Raw genomic sequence first — 16892 nt, 5'->3', positions numbered from 1 at the left:
AATCGACTACCGCGTTGATGAGGGAAGCTGGCATGGGCTGATCTTTTTTGAAGGGTGGAACGGCTAGTTGGAAAACCGCCGAGCGCCGACTATAACCAGCGACTGACATGGATTGCAATGGCCAGTAAAAACAGCTCGCTGCAACGCCAGCTGCTACGGATCGCGTTTTGGCTTAACTGATTGGCATTACTCACAAGGAGCGGTTTTTTTATCCAGGAATCGGTATCAGCCAAACAACCAATACCCCAACAACGTCAGCACCACCACCGCCAACACCGGTCGCAGTACACGGTAGGCCTTGGGATTTCGACGCTTCCATCGTTTGATCACACCGCTGAACCTGTCGCTGGAGGTCTTGCTCCAGGCATAAACCTGGTTAATTCCGCCAACACGTTCATCATCAAGATTCTGCGGCGCAGTGGCGCGCCCCAGAAATCCGCTGATCCAGCGATTGGCGAGGGTCATCAGGCGGTTGCTCAGCGGTCGTTCGATGTCGCAAAACAGAATGACCCGAGTCTTGTCGGTTTCATTCTTGACCCAATGCACATAGGTTTCGTCGAACATCACGTCTTCGCCATCGCGCCAGGCGTAGACCTGACCGTCGACGAAGATCCGGCAATCGTCGGAGTTCGGCGTCGACAGCCCCAAGTGATAACGCAGGGAACCGCCGAACGGATCACGGTGCGGGTTGAGGTGGCTGCCGCCTGGCAGCAACGCGAACATGGCGCCTTTGACGTTGGGAATGCTGCTGAGCAGTGCCACGGTTTTCGGGCACAGGGTTTCGGCCGATGGCAGCGGTTTGTCGTACCACTTGAGGTAAAAACGCTTCCAGCCTTTCTTGAAGAACGAACCGAAGCCGGCGTCGTTGTTTCTTTCGGCGACGCGGATATAACCCTCGTCGAACAAATGCATCGCTTCGTCGCGGATGACTTCCCAGTTGTCCTTGAGCACATCCAGTTCCGGGAACTTGCTGCGGTCAAGATAGGGTTTGGATGGCACGCTGGAGAACAGGTACATCAAGGCGTTATAGGGTGCGAACAAAGCCGAGTGGTTGACGAACTGACGCAAGACCGGCAAACGCGCCTTGCCGCGCAAATGCACATAGAGCGTGCTGCCGAAGAACAGCAGCAAAAACGACGCCTTTGCGGCAAGGGAAACGGTCATCAACAACTCCTTGATAGTAGACAACTTTGCACCATGCCATTTACCCGACGTGGCAGCCGGCCATCATCCACACTACCGGCCTTGGGAAGAACCCGTGTATCTCAACATTCAGTGTTAAGGATTACTCAGTAAAGCCCTTCTTAACATAAGGTTCCTGAACGGGGGCTGACCTGAATCATCCCCCTCCCACTGGATCAAAAAATCGCAACGCCTATTGCTGATTCTCCTGCTCGGTAAACAGATCACTGAACAGCATGCTCGACAGGTAGCGTTCACCGGAGTCCGGCAGGATCACCACGATGGTCTTGCCCTGCATTTCCGGGGTTTCTGCCAGGCGGACGGCCACCGCCATGGCGGCGCCGCAGGAAATGCCGCTCAAAATCCCTTCTTCCTGCATCAGGCGCCGGGCCATGGCCTTGGATTCTTCATCGCTGACCAACTCAACCCGATCGACCATCGACAGATCGAGATTCTTCGGCACAAAACCGGCACCAATACCCTGGATCTTGTGAGGGCTCGGCTTGATTTCTTCACCGGCCATTGCCTGGGTGATGACCGGCGACACCGCTGGCTCCACCGCCACCGAAATAATCGGTTTGCCCTGGGTGTTCTTGATATACCGCGAAATCCCGGTAATGGTTCCACCCGTTCCGACGCCTGCCACCAGTACGTCAACTGCACCGTCGGTGTCGTTCCAGATTTCCGGACCGGTCGTTTTTTCGTGGATGGCCGGGTTGGCCGGGTTTTCAAACTGCGACGGCATGAAGTAGGCAGCCGGGTCGCTGGCGACAATTTCAGCAGCCTTCTCGATGGCTCCTTTCATGCCCTTGGCCGGTTCGGTCAGCACCAGTTCGGCCCCCAGTGCCTTGAGCACTTTGCGTCGTTCGATACTCATGGACGCCGGCATGGTCAGCATCAGCTTGTAACCGCGAGCCGCAGCAACGAACGCCAGGCCGATACCGGTATTGCCTGAGGTCGGTTCGACGATGGTCATGCCAGGCTTGAGTTTGCCGGTGCTTTCGGCGTCCCAGATCATGTTCGCACCGATCCGGCACTTGACCGAGTAACCGGGGTTACGCCCCTCGATCTTGGCCAGGATGGTCACGCCGCGCGGGGCGAGACGGTTGATCTGCACCAGCGGTGTATTGCCGATGGAATGGGCGTTGTCAGCGTAGATACGGCTCATGGCTGGGTCCTTATACAGCGTTAAATAAGCTCACAAAGGTATGCCTGTTGCCCTTGATCGTCCAGTCAGTCGAACGTCCTGTAACCACAGCAGTCAATGGCTTTACAACGCCAGAGATTTGCCATCATGAAACGCCGATACAGTTGGCCCCTATGGATCCTCGCCGGCCTCGTTGTGTTGCTGGTTGCCCTGCACATCGCCCTGCCCTATATGGTGCGCGACTACCTGAATGACAAGCTGGCAGACATGGGTGACTACCGTGGCCAGATCACTGATGTGGACCTGGCCCTGTGGCGCGGCGCCTACAAAATCAATGGACTGAAAATCGTCAAGGTCAATGGCAAGGTCCCGGTGCCTTTCGTCAACGCGCCATTGATTGACCTCTCCATCAGCTGGCACTCGCTCTGGCATGACCACGCAGTGGTGGCCGAGGCGCAGTTCGACAAACCCGAGGTGAACTTCGTCGACGGCGGTGCCAACAAGAAAAACTCCCAGACCGGTGAGGGCACCGACTGGCGAGCACAATTGGAAAAATTGTTGCCGATAACCCTTAACGAAGTGCGGATCAACGACGGGCGGATCACCTTTCGAAACTTCAATTCAAAACCGCCCGTGAACATGAATGCCACCCAGGTTAATGCCAGCATTTACAACCTGACCAACGTGGTCGACACCAAAGGCAAACGCGACGCTCGCTTCGAGGGCAAGGCGCTGTTACTCGGGCACGCGCCACTGGAAACCACCGCAACCTTTGACCCTTTAAGCAACTTTGAAGATTTCGAGTTCCGCCTGCGGGTCAAGGACATCGAACTCAAACGCATGAACGACTTCGCCTCGGCCTATGGCAAGTTCGACTTCAATGCCGGTCACGGTGATGTGGTCATTGAAGCCGAGGCTAAAAAAGCTCAATTGACGGGTTACATCAAACCGCTGCTGAAGGACGTCGACGTGTTCAATTGGCAGCAGGACGTCGAGAACAAGAACAAAGGGATTTTCCGTTCCATTTGGGAGGCCATCGTCGGGGGCACCGAGAATGTGTTGAAGAACCAGCCGAAAAACCAGTTTGCCACTCGCGTCCAACTCAGGGGCAGCGTGCATCAGCGAAATATCAGCGCATTCGAGGCTTTTTTGCAGATTTTGCGTAATGGTTTCATCCAGGCGTTCAATGCCCAATACGAACGGCCAAAACCGGATGCGGGCTAGGGTTTTCGGGTGACGATGTAACGACCGGTGTCTTCCGCCGCCCGCGCCGGATTCGATTGCTGCTGCAAGAAATCCCAGCCCAGGCAGGCCAGTGCCAGCGATCGCGGAACGGCTTCACGACCACTGCTGTAACGCGTGATGCTGCGGGCACTGACCCCCAACGCTTCGGCCGCCTGATTGAGCGGCAGCCCGGTGCGAGCGCGCCAGTCGATGAAGATCCGGGTGTTTTCGTCCAACGCATTTTGTGCGAGTGCATCCAGATAAAGGGTGTCAGCGCCGATCTGGATGTCCAGTTCGGGCCACTCAACGCTCCAGCCTTCATCACCCAAGGTTGCCCCTTCGAAAGCGCCAGCCTCCAGCAATGGCTGCAACCCAGGGTAGGCGCGCAGGTCCCGACTCAAATCGAGGTTCAGTTGCTGACCGTCGATAAAGGTCAGCATAAGGCGGTGATCCGGCAACGCCTGCACGGACGACAGCCGTGGTCGTTTCATGGGTAACATCGTTTCCAATCCTCCAGCAATTGCACCTGATGGGCCCTGACCCACTCCAGCGCTTCCTTGATAATCAGCGGCGGCGCCTTGCCCACCATCACTTCGACGGTCTCAAGGCTGAGCATGACGTCCAGCCCACCACCCGTCAGGTGGACATGGGGTGGCGGATGATCCTTCTCGCGCAACTGAATGCGGTACGTATCGCGAAACCGGTATTTAGTAGACATGCCCCGCAAGCTATCGCCAAAATGGCGATAGCTCAATACTGGCTAGCGGCCGAGACTGAGTCAAGATGTGACGCCCCATTCAGAGACTGAATAAGCCGTCTGCGTTCACAGTCGACCGGGCACCGCGTTATAGTCGGGTACTACAATTATTGCGCCCCGCCCTGCCCCGTTCAGGTCGGCATCACCGTTCGAGGATTAGCAGATGAAGTTCGAAGGCACCCAGGCCTACGTCGCCACCGATGACCTGAAGCTGGCGGTCAACGCCGCCATCACGCTGGAGCGTCCGCTGCTGGTCAAGGGCGAGCCGGGCACTGGTAAAACAATGCTCGCCGAGCAACTGGCCGAGTCCTTTGGCGCCAAATTGATCACCTGGCACATCAAGTCCACCACCAAGGCGCATCAAGGCCTGTACGAGTACGACGCGGTCAGCCGTCTGCGCGACTCGCAACTGGGCACGGAAAAGGTTCACGACGTTCGCAACTACCTGAAAAAGGGCAAGCTCTGGGAAGCCTTCGAGTCCGAAGAACGGGTGATCCTGCTGATCGACGAAATCGACAAGGCTGACATCGAGTTCCCGAACGACCTGCTGCAAGAACTCGACAAGATGGAGTTCTACGTTTACGAGATCGACGAGACCATCAAGGCCAAGAAACGCCCGATCATCATCATTACCTCCAACAACGAGAAAGAACTGCCGGACGCCTTCCTGCGCCGCTGCTTCTTCCACTACATCGCCTTCCCGGATCGCACCACGATGCAGAGGATCGTCGATGTACACTACCCGAACATCAAGAAAGACCTGGTCAGCGAAGCGCTGGACGTGTTCTTCGACGTGCGCAAAGTGCCGGGCCTGAAGAAGAAGCCATCGACCTCCGAACTGGTGGACTGGCTGAAGCTGCTGATGGCCGACAACATCGGCGAAGCGGTACTGCGCGAGCGCGATCCGACCAAGGCCATTCCACCGCTGGCCGGCGCCTTGGTGAAGAACGAACAGGACGTGCAATTGCTTGAGCGTCTGGCGTTCATGAGCCGTCGCGGCACTCGCTGATCCCTCTGTTTAACAAGATAGAGGGCGATAGCCATGCTGCTTAACCTGTTCAATGAAATGCGCGCAGCCAAAGTACCGGTCTCGGTACGGGAGCTGCTGGACCTGATCAACGCGCTGAAGCAGCGCGTGACCTTCGCTGACATGGACGAGTTTTATTACTTGTCCCGGGCGATTCTGGTGAAGGATGAAAAGCATTTCGACAAATTCGACCGGGCGTTTGGTGCCTATTTCAATGGCCTGGAAAAACTCGATGATCATCTTCAGGCATTGATCCCGGAAGACTGGCTGCGCAAGGAATTCGAGCGTTCGCTGACCGACGAAGAGCGGGCGGCGATCCAGTCCCTCGGCGGGCTGGACAAGCTGATCGAAGAGTTCAAGAAACGCCTCGAAGAACAGAAAGAACGCCATGCCGGCGGCAACAAGTGGATCGGCACGGGCGGTACCAGTCCGTTTGGCTCCGGCGGCTTCAACCCGGAAGGCATTCGCGTCGGCGATGCCGGCAAACGCCAGGGCAAAGCGGTCAAGGTCTGGGATCAGCGCGAGTACAAGAATCTCGACGATTCGGTGGAGCTGGGCACGCGCAACATCAAGGTCGCCCTGCGGCGGCTGCGCAAATTCGCGCGCCAGGGTGCGGCAGAAGAACTGGACATCGATGGCACCATCGACCACACCGCACGCGATGCCGGGTTGCTGAATATTCAGATGCGTCCGGAGCGGCGCAATACCGTGAAATTGTTGCTGCTGTTCGACATCGGCGGCTCGATGGACGCCCACGTGAAGATCTGTGAAGAGCTGTTTTCGGCCTGCAAGACCGAGTTCAAGCATTTGGAGTACTTCTACTTCCACAACTTCATTTATGAATCGGTGTGGAAGAACAACATGCGGCGCACGTCCGAGCGCACCTCGACCCAGGATCTGCTGCACAAATACGGCGCCGACTACAAAGTGATCTTCATCGGTGACGCCGCCATGGCGCCGTACGAAATCACCCAGGCCGGCGGCAGCGTCGAGCACTGGAACGAAGAAGCGGGTTATGTGTGGATGCAGCGGTTCATGGAGAAGTACAAGAAGGTCATATGGATCAACCCGTATCCGAAAGATACGTGGGGCTATACGTCGTCGACCAACATCGTGCGGGACTTGATTAACGACCAGATGTACCCGCTGACGTTGCGGGGGTTGGAAGAAGGGATGCGGTTTCTTTCCAAGTAATCTCTGTTGTCTGGTCTGACGCTATCGCGAGCAGGCTCGCTCCCACAGTTGATCTCCAGCGAACACATTATTTGTGTACGACCAAAATCCATTGTGGAAGCGAGCCTGCTCGCGAAGCTTTTAGCGCTCTAAAAACCGGCGTAGATACTCGATTTGTTCCCGATGTGCGACATCCTGCACCACCGGTTTTAACCGCACCTTTGTCCCCGGCAGACACTGCGCCAATCGCGCCAACGCCAACGGCGTCAACGCCCCCAATCGCGGATAGCCACCAATGGTCTGCCGATCATTGAGCAACACAATCGGCTGCCCGTCCGGCGGCACCTGAACCGCACCCAGCGGGATGCCTTCGGAAATCATCGGCTTACCCTGATACTGCAACGCCGTTCCCAGCAAGCGGATGCCCATTCGGTCGGCACGGCTGTCGAGGGTCCAGACGCTGTTGAACGCATCGAACAAACTCTGTCCACTGAACTCGCCGATCTGGGCACCGAGCACCAGGTCCAGTGGCGCGTCGAGTTTGAAATCCGGCACCTGTTCGTGCGCCAATTCCCGCAGCAGGAGCAGCGAGCTGCCCGAGTAGCTCAACTGCGCATCTTTGGCCAACGCCCGGCCCATGCCATCTAGTCCGCCAAGTTCCTCACGGACCACCGTTGCGCTGCTGCCCAACACCTTTGGCGCATCAAATCCGCCCGGGGCTGCCAAATAAGCCCGAGCACCCAACACCGGTTGAATGAATTGCAATTGCTGACCTTTGTTCAGCCTGAAGCTGCGCCACGGCGCCACCGCCTCGCCATCCACCTGCGCCCCCAGATCCGCCCCGGCCAATGCCAGCACGCAATCCTCTTCGGCAACGACAGTAAACCCGCCGAGGGTGATTTCAATCACCGGTGCATCCAGGCCATTGCCCAGCAACCAATTGGCCCACGACATCGATCGCCAATCCGCCGCCCCACCCTGGGTCACGCCCAGATGCCGAACGCCGAAACGGCCAGCGTCCTGCAACAGGCACAGCGGTGTACTCGCTTCTATTGATAGACGGCTCATGCCTGCGCCTCCAACGGCGTGTCATCACCGCCCAGATTGATGAATTCGGCATGGCTGACGGCTTCGAAGCGCACCGTGTCGCCGGGTTGCATCAGGCTGTAGCCGTCGCGTTCGCGGTCGAACAATTTGGCCGGGGTGCGACCGATCAGATTCCAGCCACCGGGGGATACCACCGGGTAAGCGGCGGTTTGGCGTTCGGCGATGCCGACGCTTCCCGCAGCCACTTTTTTACGCGGAGTGTTCAGACGCGGCGCGGCCAGCGCTTCTTCCACCAGCCCCATGAAGGCGAAACCCGGCGCAAAACCCAAGGCGAATACCTGATATTCGCGCTCGCTGTGGCGACGGATCACTTCATCCATGGCCAATCCGCTGCGCTGGGACAACAGGCTCAACTCCGGGCCAACGCTCAAGTCATACCAGACCGGCAGCACATGACATTTGCCGTGGGTGCAGGCGTTGGGCGACAGATCGATCAAGGCCTCGGCGATCAGCTCCCGAGCCTGGGCCGGACTCAACGCGGTCAGATTGTAATGCACCATCAACGTCGTATAGGACGGCACCAGATCGATCAGATGCCCGGCGAACGCAGCACGCAGACTTTCACTGGCGGCGAGCATCCACGGCATGTTCGCTTCGGCTATCTCATCGAACAGGCGCACCATCAAGCAATCCAGCGCCACCACTTCTACCCGGATTTTCATGGCGCGCTCTGCTGATCAAGTGCTTCGCGAATACGCCGCACAGCGGCTACCGAACTGGCATTGTCGCCGTGTACGCAAAGGGTGTTGGCTTGCAAGTGCAAGGCGCTGCCATCGCTGGCCGTGAGGTTGCCGCCGCGGGCAATGGTCAGCGCCTGTTCGATGATTGTTTCGGGATCGTGATGCACCGCGCCCGGCAGTTGCCGCGAAACCAGCATTCCCGCGCTGTCGTAAGCGCGATCGGCGAAGGCTTCGAACCACAGGGTCACGCCGTATTCATCGCCCAACTGTTGGGCCGCGCTGTTGTCGCGAGTGGCCATCAACATCAGCGGTAACTCGCGATCATAGGACGCCACGGCCTGAAGCACCGCGCGCAATTGCGCCGGGTTGGCCATCATGTCGTTGTACATCGCGCCGTGCGGCTTGACGTAACTCACCCGCCCGCCCTGTGCCCGGCAAATGCCGTCGAGAGCGCCGATCTGGTAATGCACAATGTCCTGAAGTTCCTGGGCGGTGTAGGCCATGGAACGGCGGCCGAACCCCACAAGGTCCTGATAGGCCGGGTGAGCACCGATCTGAACCCCGTTGCTCAAGGCCAGGCTGACGGTCTTGCGCATGATGCTCGGGTCGCCGGCGTGGAAGCCGCAGGCGATGTTGGCGCAATCGATGAAGGGCATGACCTCGGCGTCCAGACCCATGGTCCAGTTGCCGAAACTCTCGCCGATGTCGCAGTTCAATAGCAGGCGGCTCACGGTGAACACTCCTGTAAGTTTTGTTCTTTTCTATCTAGAAGGCATTTGCCCTCAGATTATCAGTTACTCGGCTTCGAGTTGTTTGCCACGGGTTTCCGGCAAGCTCAGAGCCGCCAGGATCACCACCCCGTAGGACACCGCCGCAAAAGCACCGATTCCCACGCTCAATGGCACCTTCTGGCTCATCAAGCCGATCAACAGTGGGAACAACGCCGCCAGCGCCCGGCCAATGTTGTAGCAAAAGCCCTGACCCGAACCGCGAATCCGCGTTGGAAACAGCTCGGTCAAAAATGCGCCCATGCCGCTGAAGATCCCCGAAGCGAAGAAGCCCAGAGGAAAGCCCAGCCAGAGCATCACGCCATTGCTGACCGGCAATTGGGTGTAGAGCAGAACAATGGTGAACGAGCCGACCGCGAACAGAATGAAGTTCTTTTTACGCCCGAGGATGTCAGTCAAATACGCGCTGATGACGTAACCGACGTAGGACCCGACGATCACCATCGCCAGATAACCGCCCGTACCGAGTACGCTCAAACCGCGTTCGTTCTTCAGAAAGGTCGGCAACCAGGAGGTGATCGCGTAGTAACCGCCCAGAGCACCGGTGGTCAGCACCGACGCGCGAATCGTGGTGAACAGGATGCCGGGAGCGAAGATCTCGTAGAATTTTGCCGTGTTGCTGGGTTCTTCCTTGGCCTTGGCTTCGCGATAGATTTCCGGGTCCTTGACCAGTCGGCGGACGAAGATCACAAAGATCGCCGGCACGATGCCAAGGATGAACAGAGCGCGCCAGGCGTCTTCCGGCGGCAGTACCGAGAACAGCAGCGCATACAAAATCGCCGTCAGCCCCCAACCCAATGCCCAGCCGGATTGCACCATGCCCACCGCTTTGCCGCGGTCCTTGGCGCGAATCACTTCACCCATCAACACCGCGCCGGCGGTCCATTCACCGCCGAAACCGAAGCCCATCAGCGTGCGGCTGATCAGCAGTTGTTCGTAGTTTTGGGCGAAACCGCAGAGGAAGGTGAAGAAAGCGAACCACAGAACGGTCAGTTGCAGAGTGCGTACGCGACCGATGCGGTCGGACAGAATCCCCGCCACCCAACCACCAATGGCCGAGGCGATCAGGGTGCTGGTGTGAATCAGCCCGGCCTCGCCGGTGGTGATGCCCCACATCGCAATCAGGGTTGGCACCACGAAGCTGAGCATCTGCGTGTCCATGCCGTCCAGGCCATAGCCAATCTTGCAGCTCCAGAAGGTGCGACGTTCCTGTTGATTGATGTTGCGGTACCAGTCGAAAGGTCCCGGGCGAACCGTGGCTTTGGGGATGTCGAGCGTGTCGGGCGCACTCATGGCAAATCTCCGCGCTAATTTTTATTGGTATTGTTCTGAGCCCCGACGACGCCTATCGTGGGAACCGGATGGCCTGATTTTTGGGCGCCTTGCCCTGCTGCGTCCAACTAATAAAAACCCGCCCTAGACATAAGAAATCTTTGTTGCAAGAGCTGACCCCATGAACCTGAAGTTTCTCGAGACCTTTGTCTGGGTCGCTCGACTCAAGAGTTTTCGCCTGACGGCAGACAAGCTCTTCACCACCCAGGCGTCGATTTCCAGTCGCATTGCCGTACTCGAAAGCGAGCTCGGGGTGAAGCTGTTCCTGCGCGACTCACGCGGCGTGAGCCTGACGCCCGAAGGCTTGAAAGTGCTCGAATACGCCGAGCAAATGATGGACACCATGCAAGCCCTCAAGCAGTCGATCGAAACCCGCTCGAGCAAAGTCGGACGGGTTCGCATTGGCGTGATGGACACGGTCATCCATACCTGGTTGAGCCCGTTGGTGGCGCAAATGATGGATCACTATCCGCTGGTGGAAATCGAGTTAGTGGCCGATACCGCACTCAACCTCTGCGATCAGCTGCAAAAAGGCTTCCTCGATCTGATCCTGCAAACCGACCTGTTGCGTCAGGAAAGTGTGCGCAGCCTTGAGCTGGCCAGTCACCCGATGGGCTGGATTGTGGCGACTAACTCGATCTACAACCGCGAGTATTCAGGGATTGCCGACCTGGCGCGGGAACGGATCATTACCTATTCGAAAAACTCCCATCCGCATCAGGAGATTCTCGCCCTGATGCAGGCCAACGGCATCATGACGCCACGGTTGAACTGCGTGAACTCGGTATCGGCGATCACCCGGTTGCTGCGGGACGGTTTCGGTATTGGCGCGCTGCCGCCGGTGCTGGTCGCCGAGGAACTGGCGCGGGGGGAATTGACCTTGCTGGCCATCGATCAACGGCCACCGAATTTGCAGGTGGTGGTGTCGTGGCGGGTTGGCGTGGAGTGGGTCGAAGAAATCGTGGCGTTGTGTCAGCACGTCGTGGAGCGCTATGCGCAGAAAGTGGGCGAGCAGTACATCGTTTTGAGCAAGCCCATGGTCAGGATCTGAAGGACATTTCCCAAGTTTTAAATATGAACCACTATCATTTGCATTATTTTTTCATGACGGTATTCTCTGCGCGCTTTCAGCTAAACAACTGTCCACAAGGAATCGGACCTGATGCGCGCCTACACGCAAAAACAGCAGCAATTGCTCGCTCACTGGAGCGAAGCCCTCGGCACTGAGGCTTTCCAGTCCCACCGCATCACCCTCGATCATTTGAGCAATGCGCTCGAGCCCGCCGCCCAGCGCTGCTTCCAACGCCTGATCCAGGCGCTGTTTCGTGAAGGTCTGATCAACCCCGATGCTTGCCAATACGACGACAATAGTCACTGCTGGCTGCCGCTTGGCGATGGTGCGCATCTTTGCTTCGAGCACTTGTCCGGCGGAAGAATGAACAGCTGGGACGTGCGCGGCAGCATCGTCCTGCACACCCCCGACAGACTGCCCCACAAAATCCAGCTGCCCAGCGAATTGCTCGCTCACCTCAGCACTCAGCTCAACCCGCCAGCTTCACCGCAGGTACTGGAACGTCTGGCCCTGGAACTGGATGACAGCTTCAGCAACGACACCCTGTGCCTGGCGTTTCACCATGGATGGACCGAGCGCCTGAGAGAGCAGATCGATACCGAGTACGACGACAATCTGCTCGCTTGGCTCAAAGCCGGCCCCAGCCACCAGAACCCGACGTCACTGCTCGAACAGTGGGGCACTCTCGGCCATCCGTGGCACCCGAACTACAAGACCAAACTGGGCTTGAGCGCCGCTCAGGTCATCGCTTTCTCGCCAGAATTCGAAGCCAGTTTTCCGATTGTCCTGTGCGCCCTGCACCGCAAGTACACACACGTCGAAGCGCTGGCGGGTACCGCCGATTACTGGGACTGGTGGCAAGGTCACTTCCCACAGGCCGCCGAGCAATTGCAACGCCATTTGCAACAGCTGGGTCTGGAAATAAAGGACTACCTCCCGCTCCCATCGCACCCATGGCAAGCCCATGAAGAGCTACCACATTCGTTCGCCAACGAGATCGCCGACAACCTGCTGATCGTCACTGACATCGTGGCTTTTACCGGCCACTCGACCATGTCCTTCCGCACGGTCCTGCCGGAGGCCAGTCGCGTGGCGCCGATGGTCAAACTGCCGGTGGCTTTGCGACTGACCAGCGTGCAGCGCACCGTGTCGCCGCGCTCCGCCCGGATGGGTCCGCGCATCAGCCAACTGGTATTGGATATTCTCGATCAGGAGCCGCAGATTCAGCGTCTGCTGAACATCGTTCCCGAGCGCATCGGCGTGCACTACGCACCACTGCCGGCCGATGACGAGCGCTCCCGACATGCTGCCGTACTGTATCGCGACAACCCGCTTACCCTCCTGCAAGAAGGCGAGTTGGCGGTGCCGGTCGGCAGCCTGTTCGCCGTCAACGAATTCGAACAACCGCTGCTGCGTGATTGGGTAAGACTGGCTCAGGGCAGTGACGACAGCGAGGCCATGTTGGCGTTCTTCGATGATTACCTGTCGATTGCCGTACCGAGTCTGCTGGGCATTTACCTGATGTATGGCGTGGCGTTCGAAGCGCATCAGCAAAACAGTTTCATGGTGATGGGCGCTGACGGGCAGTTGAATCGGCTGCTGTTGCGTGATTTCGGTGACGTTCGTATCGATCGCAAAACCCTGCACGCCAAGGGCCTGGATATCCAGTTGCACGATCCGAAAATGACCCTGTATGACGAGTCCGGCTTTGTCCGCGACAAACTCCTGCACACCACATTCATGTGCCACCTCGGTGAGTTGACTTTGCTCTGTGCCCGCCATTGGAATGTGCCGGAAACTATCCTTTGGGAGAAATTGGCATCGCACGTTGCACAGTGCTTCGAGACCTTGCGCGACCGCGTTGAACCGGCACGCTGGGAAAGCGAGCGCCGGGCTTTGCTGGAACAGGATTGGCCCGCCAAATCGTTCATGCGCATGCGTTTGCTCGACAGTCATGCCGACATCGTCGGGCGCCTGAGTAACCCGCTGCGACCAAACGCCCATGCTTGCTGACGGTCGCGCCTTGCGACTGCTGATCATCATCCAGTTCGTCTCCATGGGCGCAATGGAAATGAGCGGCCCGTTCTGGCCCTTGCAGATCCAGCATCTGCTCGGGCCGGAGGGCGCCGGCTACACCGCACTGTTATCCGCGATGGTCTATGCCGGTCCGATGCTGGCGGCCATGCTCCTGACTCCCATGTGGGGCCGGTTGGGGGATCGCACCGGACACAAACCGATGATTGTTCGGGCGTTGCTGGCACTCGCGATGTGCCAAGGGTTGGCAGCCATCACCCTCGACCCATGGCTGCTGGTGGGTATTCGCGTGATGCAGGGCGCGTTGGCCGGTTTTCTGGCTGCCGCGCAAGCCTATGCCTTGGCCTGCTGCGACAGTTCCAGACGTGGTCACACCCTGGCCCGCCTGCAATCGGCAACCGCCGTCGGCTCACTGATCGGCCCAGTGCTGGGTGGCTGGCTGATGGACGTCTCGGGGTTTGCCCTGCTCTGTTATGGCGCGACGGCGGTTTGTCTGCTGTGCGCACTGGGGAGTTTTTTCCTGCCAGCCGACAAGGCTCGGACTTCGAAGAAAAAAGCTGTTGAACCGGTGGCCCTGCCCAAAGGCTGGCTCGGTGGAATCCTGTTGGTGATCGTGTTGATTCAGGCCGCGAAGATGATGCCGCAGTCGTTCTACGCGCTGTACGTCGCGAACATTCTGCATGCCCCAAACTGGCTTATCGGCGCCACCTACGCGGCGAGCGCCGCGACCCTGGCCATTTCCGCACCGCTGTGGGGACGCCTGTTCGACCGTTGGCAGCCGGCCTACACCTTGCGCGTCATTGAAAGCGTGGCCTGGCTGTGTGCCCTGACGCTGGCGGCCACGGCATTGGCCAACGAATGGCTTGGGTTTCTCGTCAGTCGACTCGTCTGGGGCATCTGGCAAGGCGCCCTGCTGCCCGTCGCCTATGCACTGATCGCCAACACCATATCCATAACCCAGCAGGGCTTCGCGCTCGGCCTCGGCAACAGCGCGGCAAAGGCTGGCGCTCTGCTCGGTGTCGTCCTTGGCGGGATCGGCATGGGCCTGGTCGGCCTGGCTCACAGTTTCTGGTTGGTGGCGCTGACCTACGCCATAGCCGCCATCGGGATCCGCTGGGTGCGGTCGTTCAACTCCGCGCCTGACCGCTCAACCTTATCGCCACACACTTATCACAACTAAAAAAGACCACATAATGACCCGGACCAAGCTCTCCCTGCTGATCCCGCTGCTCAGTACCTTCAGCGCCCAGACCTGGGCCGAGGATACCGAGCAGCAGCCCGGCATCTTGAACATGCAAGCCACCGTTGTCTCCGCTACTCGCAGCGAAGCGAGCATTGCTTCGATTCCGGGCTCGGTCCAGGTGATCGACGAACAGCAGGTCCGTGAACAGAGCGGCGCGGGTCGCCGGGTCGCCGATATCCTCGGGCAACTGGTCCCCGGCCTGGCGCCGTCCAGTGGCGGGATGAGCAACTTCGGTCAGACCCTGCGCGGACGCAACATGCTGGTGTTGATCGACGGCGTATCGCAGAACGCCACGCGCGACAACTTCCGCCAGCTCAACAGCATCGCCCCGGCCAGCATCGAACGCATCGAAGTAATCTCCGGCGCCAGCAGCATCTACGGTGCCGGTGCTTCAGGCGGCATCATCAACATCATCACCAAGCGCAATCAGGGCCAGGAAATTGCCTACAGCAGCAAACTGGGCCTGACCAGCGGCAACAACCTCAACCGCAAAGGCTTCGCCTACGAAGCCTTTCAGAGCGCGACCGGGCGCAAGGATGCCCTGGACTGGTACGTCTCCGCCGACCTGACCCAGCGTAACGATCAGTACGACGGCAACGGCAACCGCATCCCTCAGGACACCTCCCAGGGCAGCAACATGGACACCGAAACCTATGACCTGCAAGGTCGTTTCGGTTACGAGCTGGATGCCGACAAAAAACTCAGCCTGTCGCTGCAGGACTACAAGGATCAACAGGACACGGGCTACACCAAAGACCCGACAAACCGGCAGCAAGCCGTGGCAGTCAAAGGGCTGAAACTCGACGACCAACCCTATACCCATAACCAGTCGGTCAACCTCAATTACACCGACAAGGACTTCTACGGCCAGGGCCTGCAACTGGAAAGCTACTGGCGTCGCGCCGATGCACTGTTCTTCCCGGACCTGTCGCGGGGCAAGGCCGGGATCTCCGACAACAACAGCGTGCAGGATGTCTACGGCCTGCGCGCGGCCATCGACACGCCGCTGCCGGCCATCGGCAGCGCCACGGGCAACCTGGTCTGGGGCGCCGACTATGATCATGAGCGCTCCCGTCAACGAGGTGATCAATACACGCTCAAGGGCCTGACCTACACCAAGACCGGCACCACCTACGAGCTGGGCCCGGACATCGAAACCACCACCAGATCGCTGTTCGGGCAGATGTCCTGGGACATCGGTGACTGGACCTTGCGTGGCGGTGTGCGCCGTGAATGGATCGAAAGCGACATCTCCGACAGCATTGCTTATGGTCAGATCGTCCAGACCGGCGTACGCGCAACGCTGCCCGGCGACACCCTCAAATACGATGCCACGCTGTATAACCTGGGGGCGGTCTACCACCTGAGTGAAAACCAGGACATCTTCGCCAATTACAGCCAGGGGTTTTCGCTGCCGGATATCCAGCGCTTCATGCGTGACGTCAGCAGCACCTTCGACATTCAGAGTCTCAACGCCCAGGCCATCAAGGTCGACAGTTACGAGCTGGGCTGGCGCGGTAACTGGGACCAATGGCAGGCCGATGTCACCGTGTACGAAAACACCTCGGACGTGACCCAGTTCTACGATGCCAATGATCGCGTATTACGCCTGATCAACCAGAAAGAGCGAGTTCGCGGCATCGAAAACAGCCTGACCTACCGCGCGACCGATCACTGGTCGGTGGGTGGCACTTACGCCTGGGCCAAAGGCGAGACCGAGCAAAACGGCAAATGGATCGATCTGCCGGCCACACGCATCTCACCCGCCAAGACCACACTGTTCGTCGGCTACACCGAAGACGACTACACCCTGCGCCTGCAAGGCATGCATTTGTCCAGTTACGACGCCGCCGCCAAGGACAATAACGGACGCGACATCGAAGGCTATACGCTGGTGGACCTGCTCGGCTCCGTGCAACTGCCGGTCGGTCGTCTTGAAGGCGGGGTGTACAACCTGACCAACCGCACCTACCAGAACCTGTTCACCCAGGCCAACGCCAGAGCGCCGTACGCCAATGCCGAAGGTCGGACGTTGAGCATGAGCTACTCGGTCGACTGGTAAAAACAGGAGCCGGCTTGCCAGCGATGCGATTTGCCAGGCATACCGTGTCGCGGCAATCGCCGGC

The 16892-nt window shown here is 58.7% G+C and carries 15 protein-coding genes; 7 read left to right on the top strand and 8 right to left on the bottom strand.

Annotated features, from left to right (window positions below; genetic code table 11):
* Positions 1-225 precede the first annotated feature (225 nt).
* Complete coding sequence (locus ACYZUA_RS09860) at positions 226-1164, bottom strand: aspartyl/asparaginyl beta-hydroxylase domain-containing protein (protein WP_461962938.1); 939 nt, start codon at positions 1162-1164, stop codon at positions 226-228.
* Positions 1165-1375: 211 nt separating this feature from the next.
* Positions 1376-2350: a cysteine synthase A gene (cysK, locus tag ACYZUA_RS09855; protein WP_461962937.1), complete on the bottom strand. Its 975-nt coding sequence runs from the start codon at positions 2348-2350 to the stop codon at positions 1376-1378.
* Positions 2351-2476: 126 nt separating this feature from the next.
* Here cysK and ACYZUA_RS09850 point away from each other — a divergent pair, with 126 nt between their 5' ends.
* A complete protein-coding gene (locus ACYZUA_RS09850) occupies positions 2477-3553 on the top strand; it encodes a DUF748 domain-containing protein (protein WP_461962936.1) in 1077 nt (358 codons plus the stop codon).
* On the opposite strand, the gene ACYZUA_RS09845 is transcribed toward ACYZUA_RS09850, so the two are convergent.
* Together ACYZUA_RS09845 and ACYZUA_RS09840 are read right to left on the bottom strand one after the other, a co-directional pair.
* Positions 3550-4053: a DUF2442 domain-containing protein gene (locus tag ACYZUA_RS09845; protein ID WP_461962935.1), complete on the bottom strand. Its 504-nt coding sequence runs from the start codon at positions 4051-4053 to the stop codon at positions 3550-3552. The genes ACYZUA_RS09850 and ACYZUA_RS09845 overlap by 4 nt on opposite strands.
* Complete coding sequence (locus ACYZUA_RS09840; protein ID WP_033047627.1) at positions 4041-4271, bottom strand: DUF4160 domain-containing protein; 231 nt, start codon at positions 4269-4271, stop codon at positions 4041-4043. The genes ACYZUA_RS09845 and ACYZUA_RS09840 overlap by 13 nt, the downstream gene beginning before the upstream one ends.
* 202 nt (positions 4272-4473) lie before the next feature.
* Here ACYZUA_RS09840 and ACYZUA_RS09835 point away from each other — a divergent pair, with 202 nt between their 5' ends.
* Positions 4474-5319, top strand: a complete 846-nt coding sequence (locus ACYZUA_RS09835; RefSeq protein WP_008153159.1) for an AAA family ATPase — start codon at positions 4474-4476, stop codon at positions 5317-5319.
* Between the two features lie 33 nt (positions 5320-5352).
* Positions 5353-6531: a vWA domain-containing protein gene (locus ACYZUA_RS09830; protein WP_046046088.1), complete on the top strand. Its 1179-nt coding sequence runs from the start codon at positions 5353-5355 to the stop codon at positions 6529-6531.
* 120 nt (positions 6532-6651) lie between these two features.
* Here the strand turns inward: ACYZUA_RS09830 and ACYZUA_RS09825 are convergent, their stop codons facing one another.
* The 4 genes from ACYZUA_RS09825 to ACYZUA_RS09810 all read right to left on the bottom strand — a co-directional run bounded on the left by ACYZUA_RS09825 (position 6652) and on the right by ACYZUA_RS09810 (position 10378).
* Entirely contained in the window at positions 6652-7578 is a 927-nt protein-coding gene (locus tag ACYZUA_RS09825) for a 5-oxoprolinase subunit C family protein (RefSeq protein WP_461962933.1), read from the bottom strand.
* On the bottom strand, positions 7575-8279 hold the full coding sequence (locus ACYZUA_RS09820; RefSeq protein ID WP_461962932.1) for a 5-oxoprolinase subunit B family protein: 705 nt from the start codon (positions 8277-8279) through the stop codon (positions 7575-7577). Before ACYZUA_RS09820 ends, ACYZUA_RS09825 begins: the two co-directional genes overlap by 4 nt.
* The gene (locus tag ACYZUA_RS09815) at positions 8276-9028 is read right to left on the bottom strand and encodes a 5-oxoprolinase subunit PxpA (protein ID WP_129442002.1); all 753 of its coding nucleotides are present in this window, start codon (positions 9026-9028) and stop codon (positions 8276-8278) included. Before ACYZUA_RS09815 ends, ACYZUA_RS09820 begins: the two co-directional genes overlap by 4 nt.
* Before the next feature lie 63 nt (positions 9029-9091).
* Complete coding sequence (locus ACYZUA_RS09810) at positions 9092-10378, bottom strand: MFS transporter (RefSeq protein WP_461962931.1); 1287 nt, start codon at positions 10376-10378, stop codon at positions 9092-9094.
* 160 nt (positions 10379-10538) lie between these two features.
* Here ACYZUA_RS09810 and ACYZUA_RS09805 point away from each other — a divergent pair, with 160 nt between their 5' ends.
* The 4 genes from ACYZUA_RS09805 to ACYZUA_RS09790 all read left to right on the top strand — a co-directional run bounded on the left by ACYZUA_RS09805 (position 10539) and on the right by ACYZUA_RS09790 (position 16828).
* On the top strand, positions 10539-11468 hold the full coding sequence (locus tag ACYZUA_RS09805; protein ID WP_461962930.1) for a LysR family transcriptional regulator: 930 nt from the start codon (positions 10539-10541) through the stop codon (positions 11466-11468).
* A gap of 111 nt (positions 11469-11579) precedes the next feature.
* Positions 11580-13502, top strand: a complete 1923-nt coding sequence (locus tag ACYZUA_RS09800) for an IucA/IucC family protein (RefSeq protein WP_461962929.1) — start codon at positions 11580-11582, stop codon at positions 13500-13502.
* Positions 13492-14703, top strand: a complete 1212-nt coding sequence (locus ACYZUA_RS09795; protein WP_461962928.1) for an MFS transporter — start codon at positions 13492-13494, stop codon at positions 14701-14703. Before ACYZUA_RS09800 ends, ACYZUA_RS09795 begins: the two co-directional genes overlap by 11 nt.
* Positions 14704-14716: 13 nt before the next feature.
* A complete protein-coding gene (locus tag ACYZUA_RS09790) occupies positions 14717-16828 on the top strand; it encodes a TonB-dependent receptor (RefSeq protein ID WP_461962927.1) in 2112 nt (703 codons plus the stop codon).
* Positions 16829-16892: the final 64 nt, after the last annotated feature.

This window comes from Pseudomonas sp. LS2P72 (assembly GCF_054897865.1).
The sequence above is the reverse complement of the archived record's forward strand: the minus strand, read 5'-3'. Positions and strand labels throughout refer to the sequence as shown.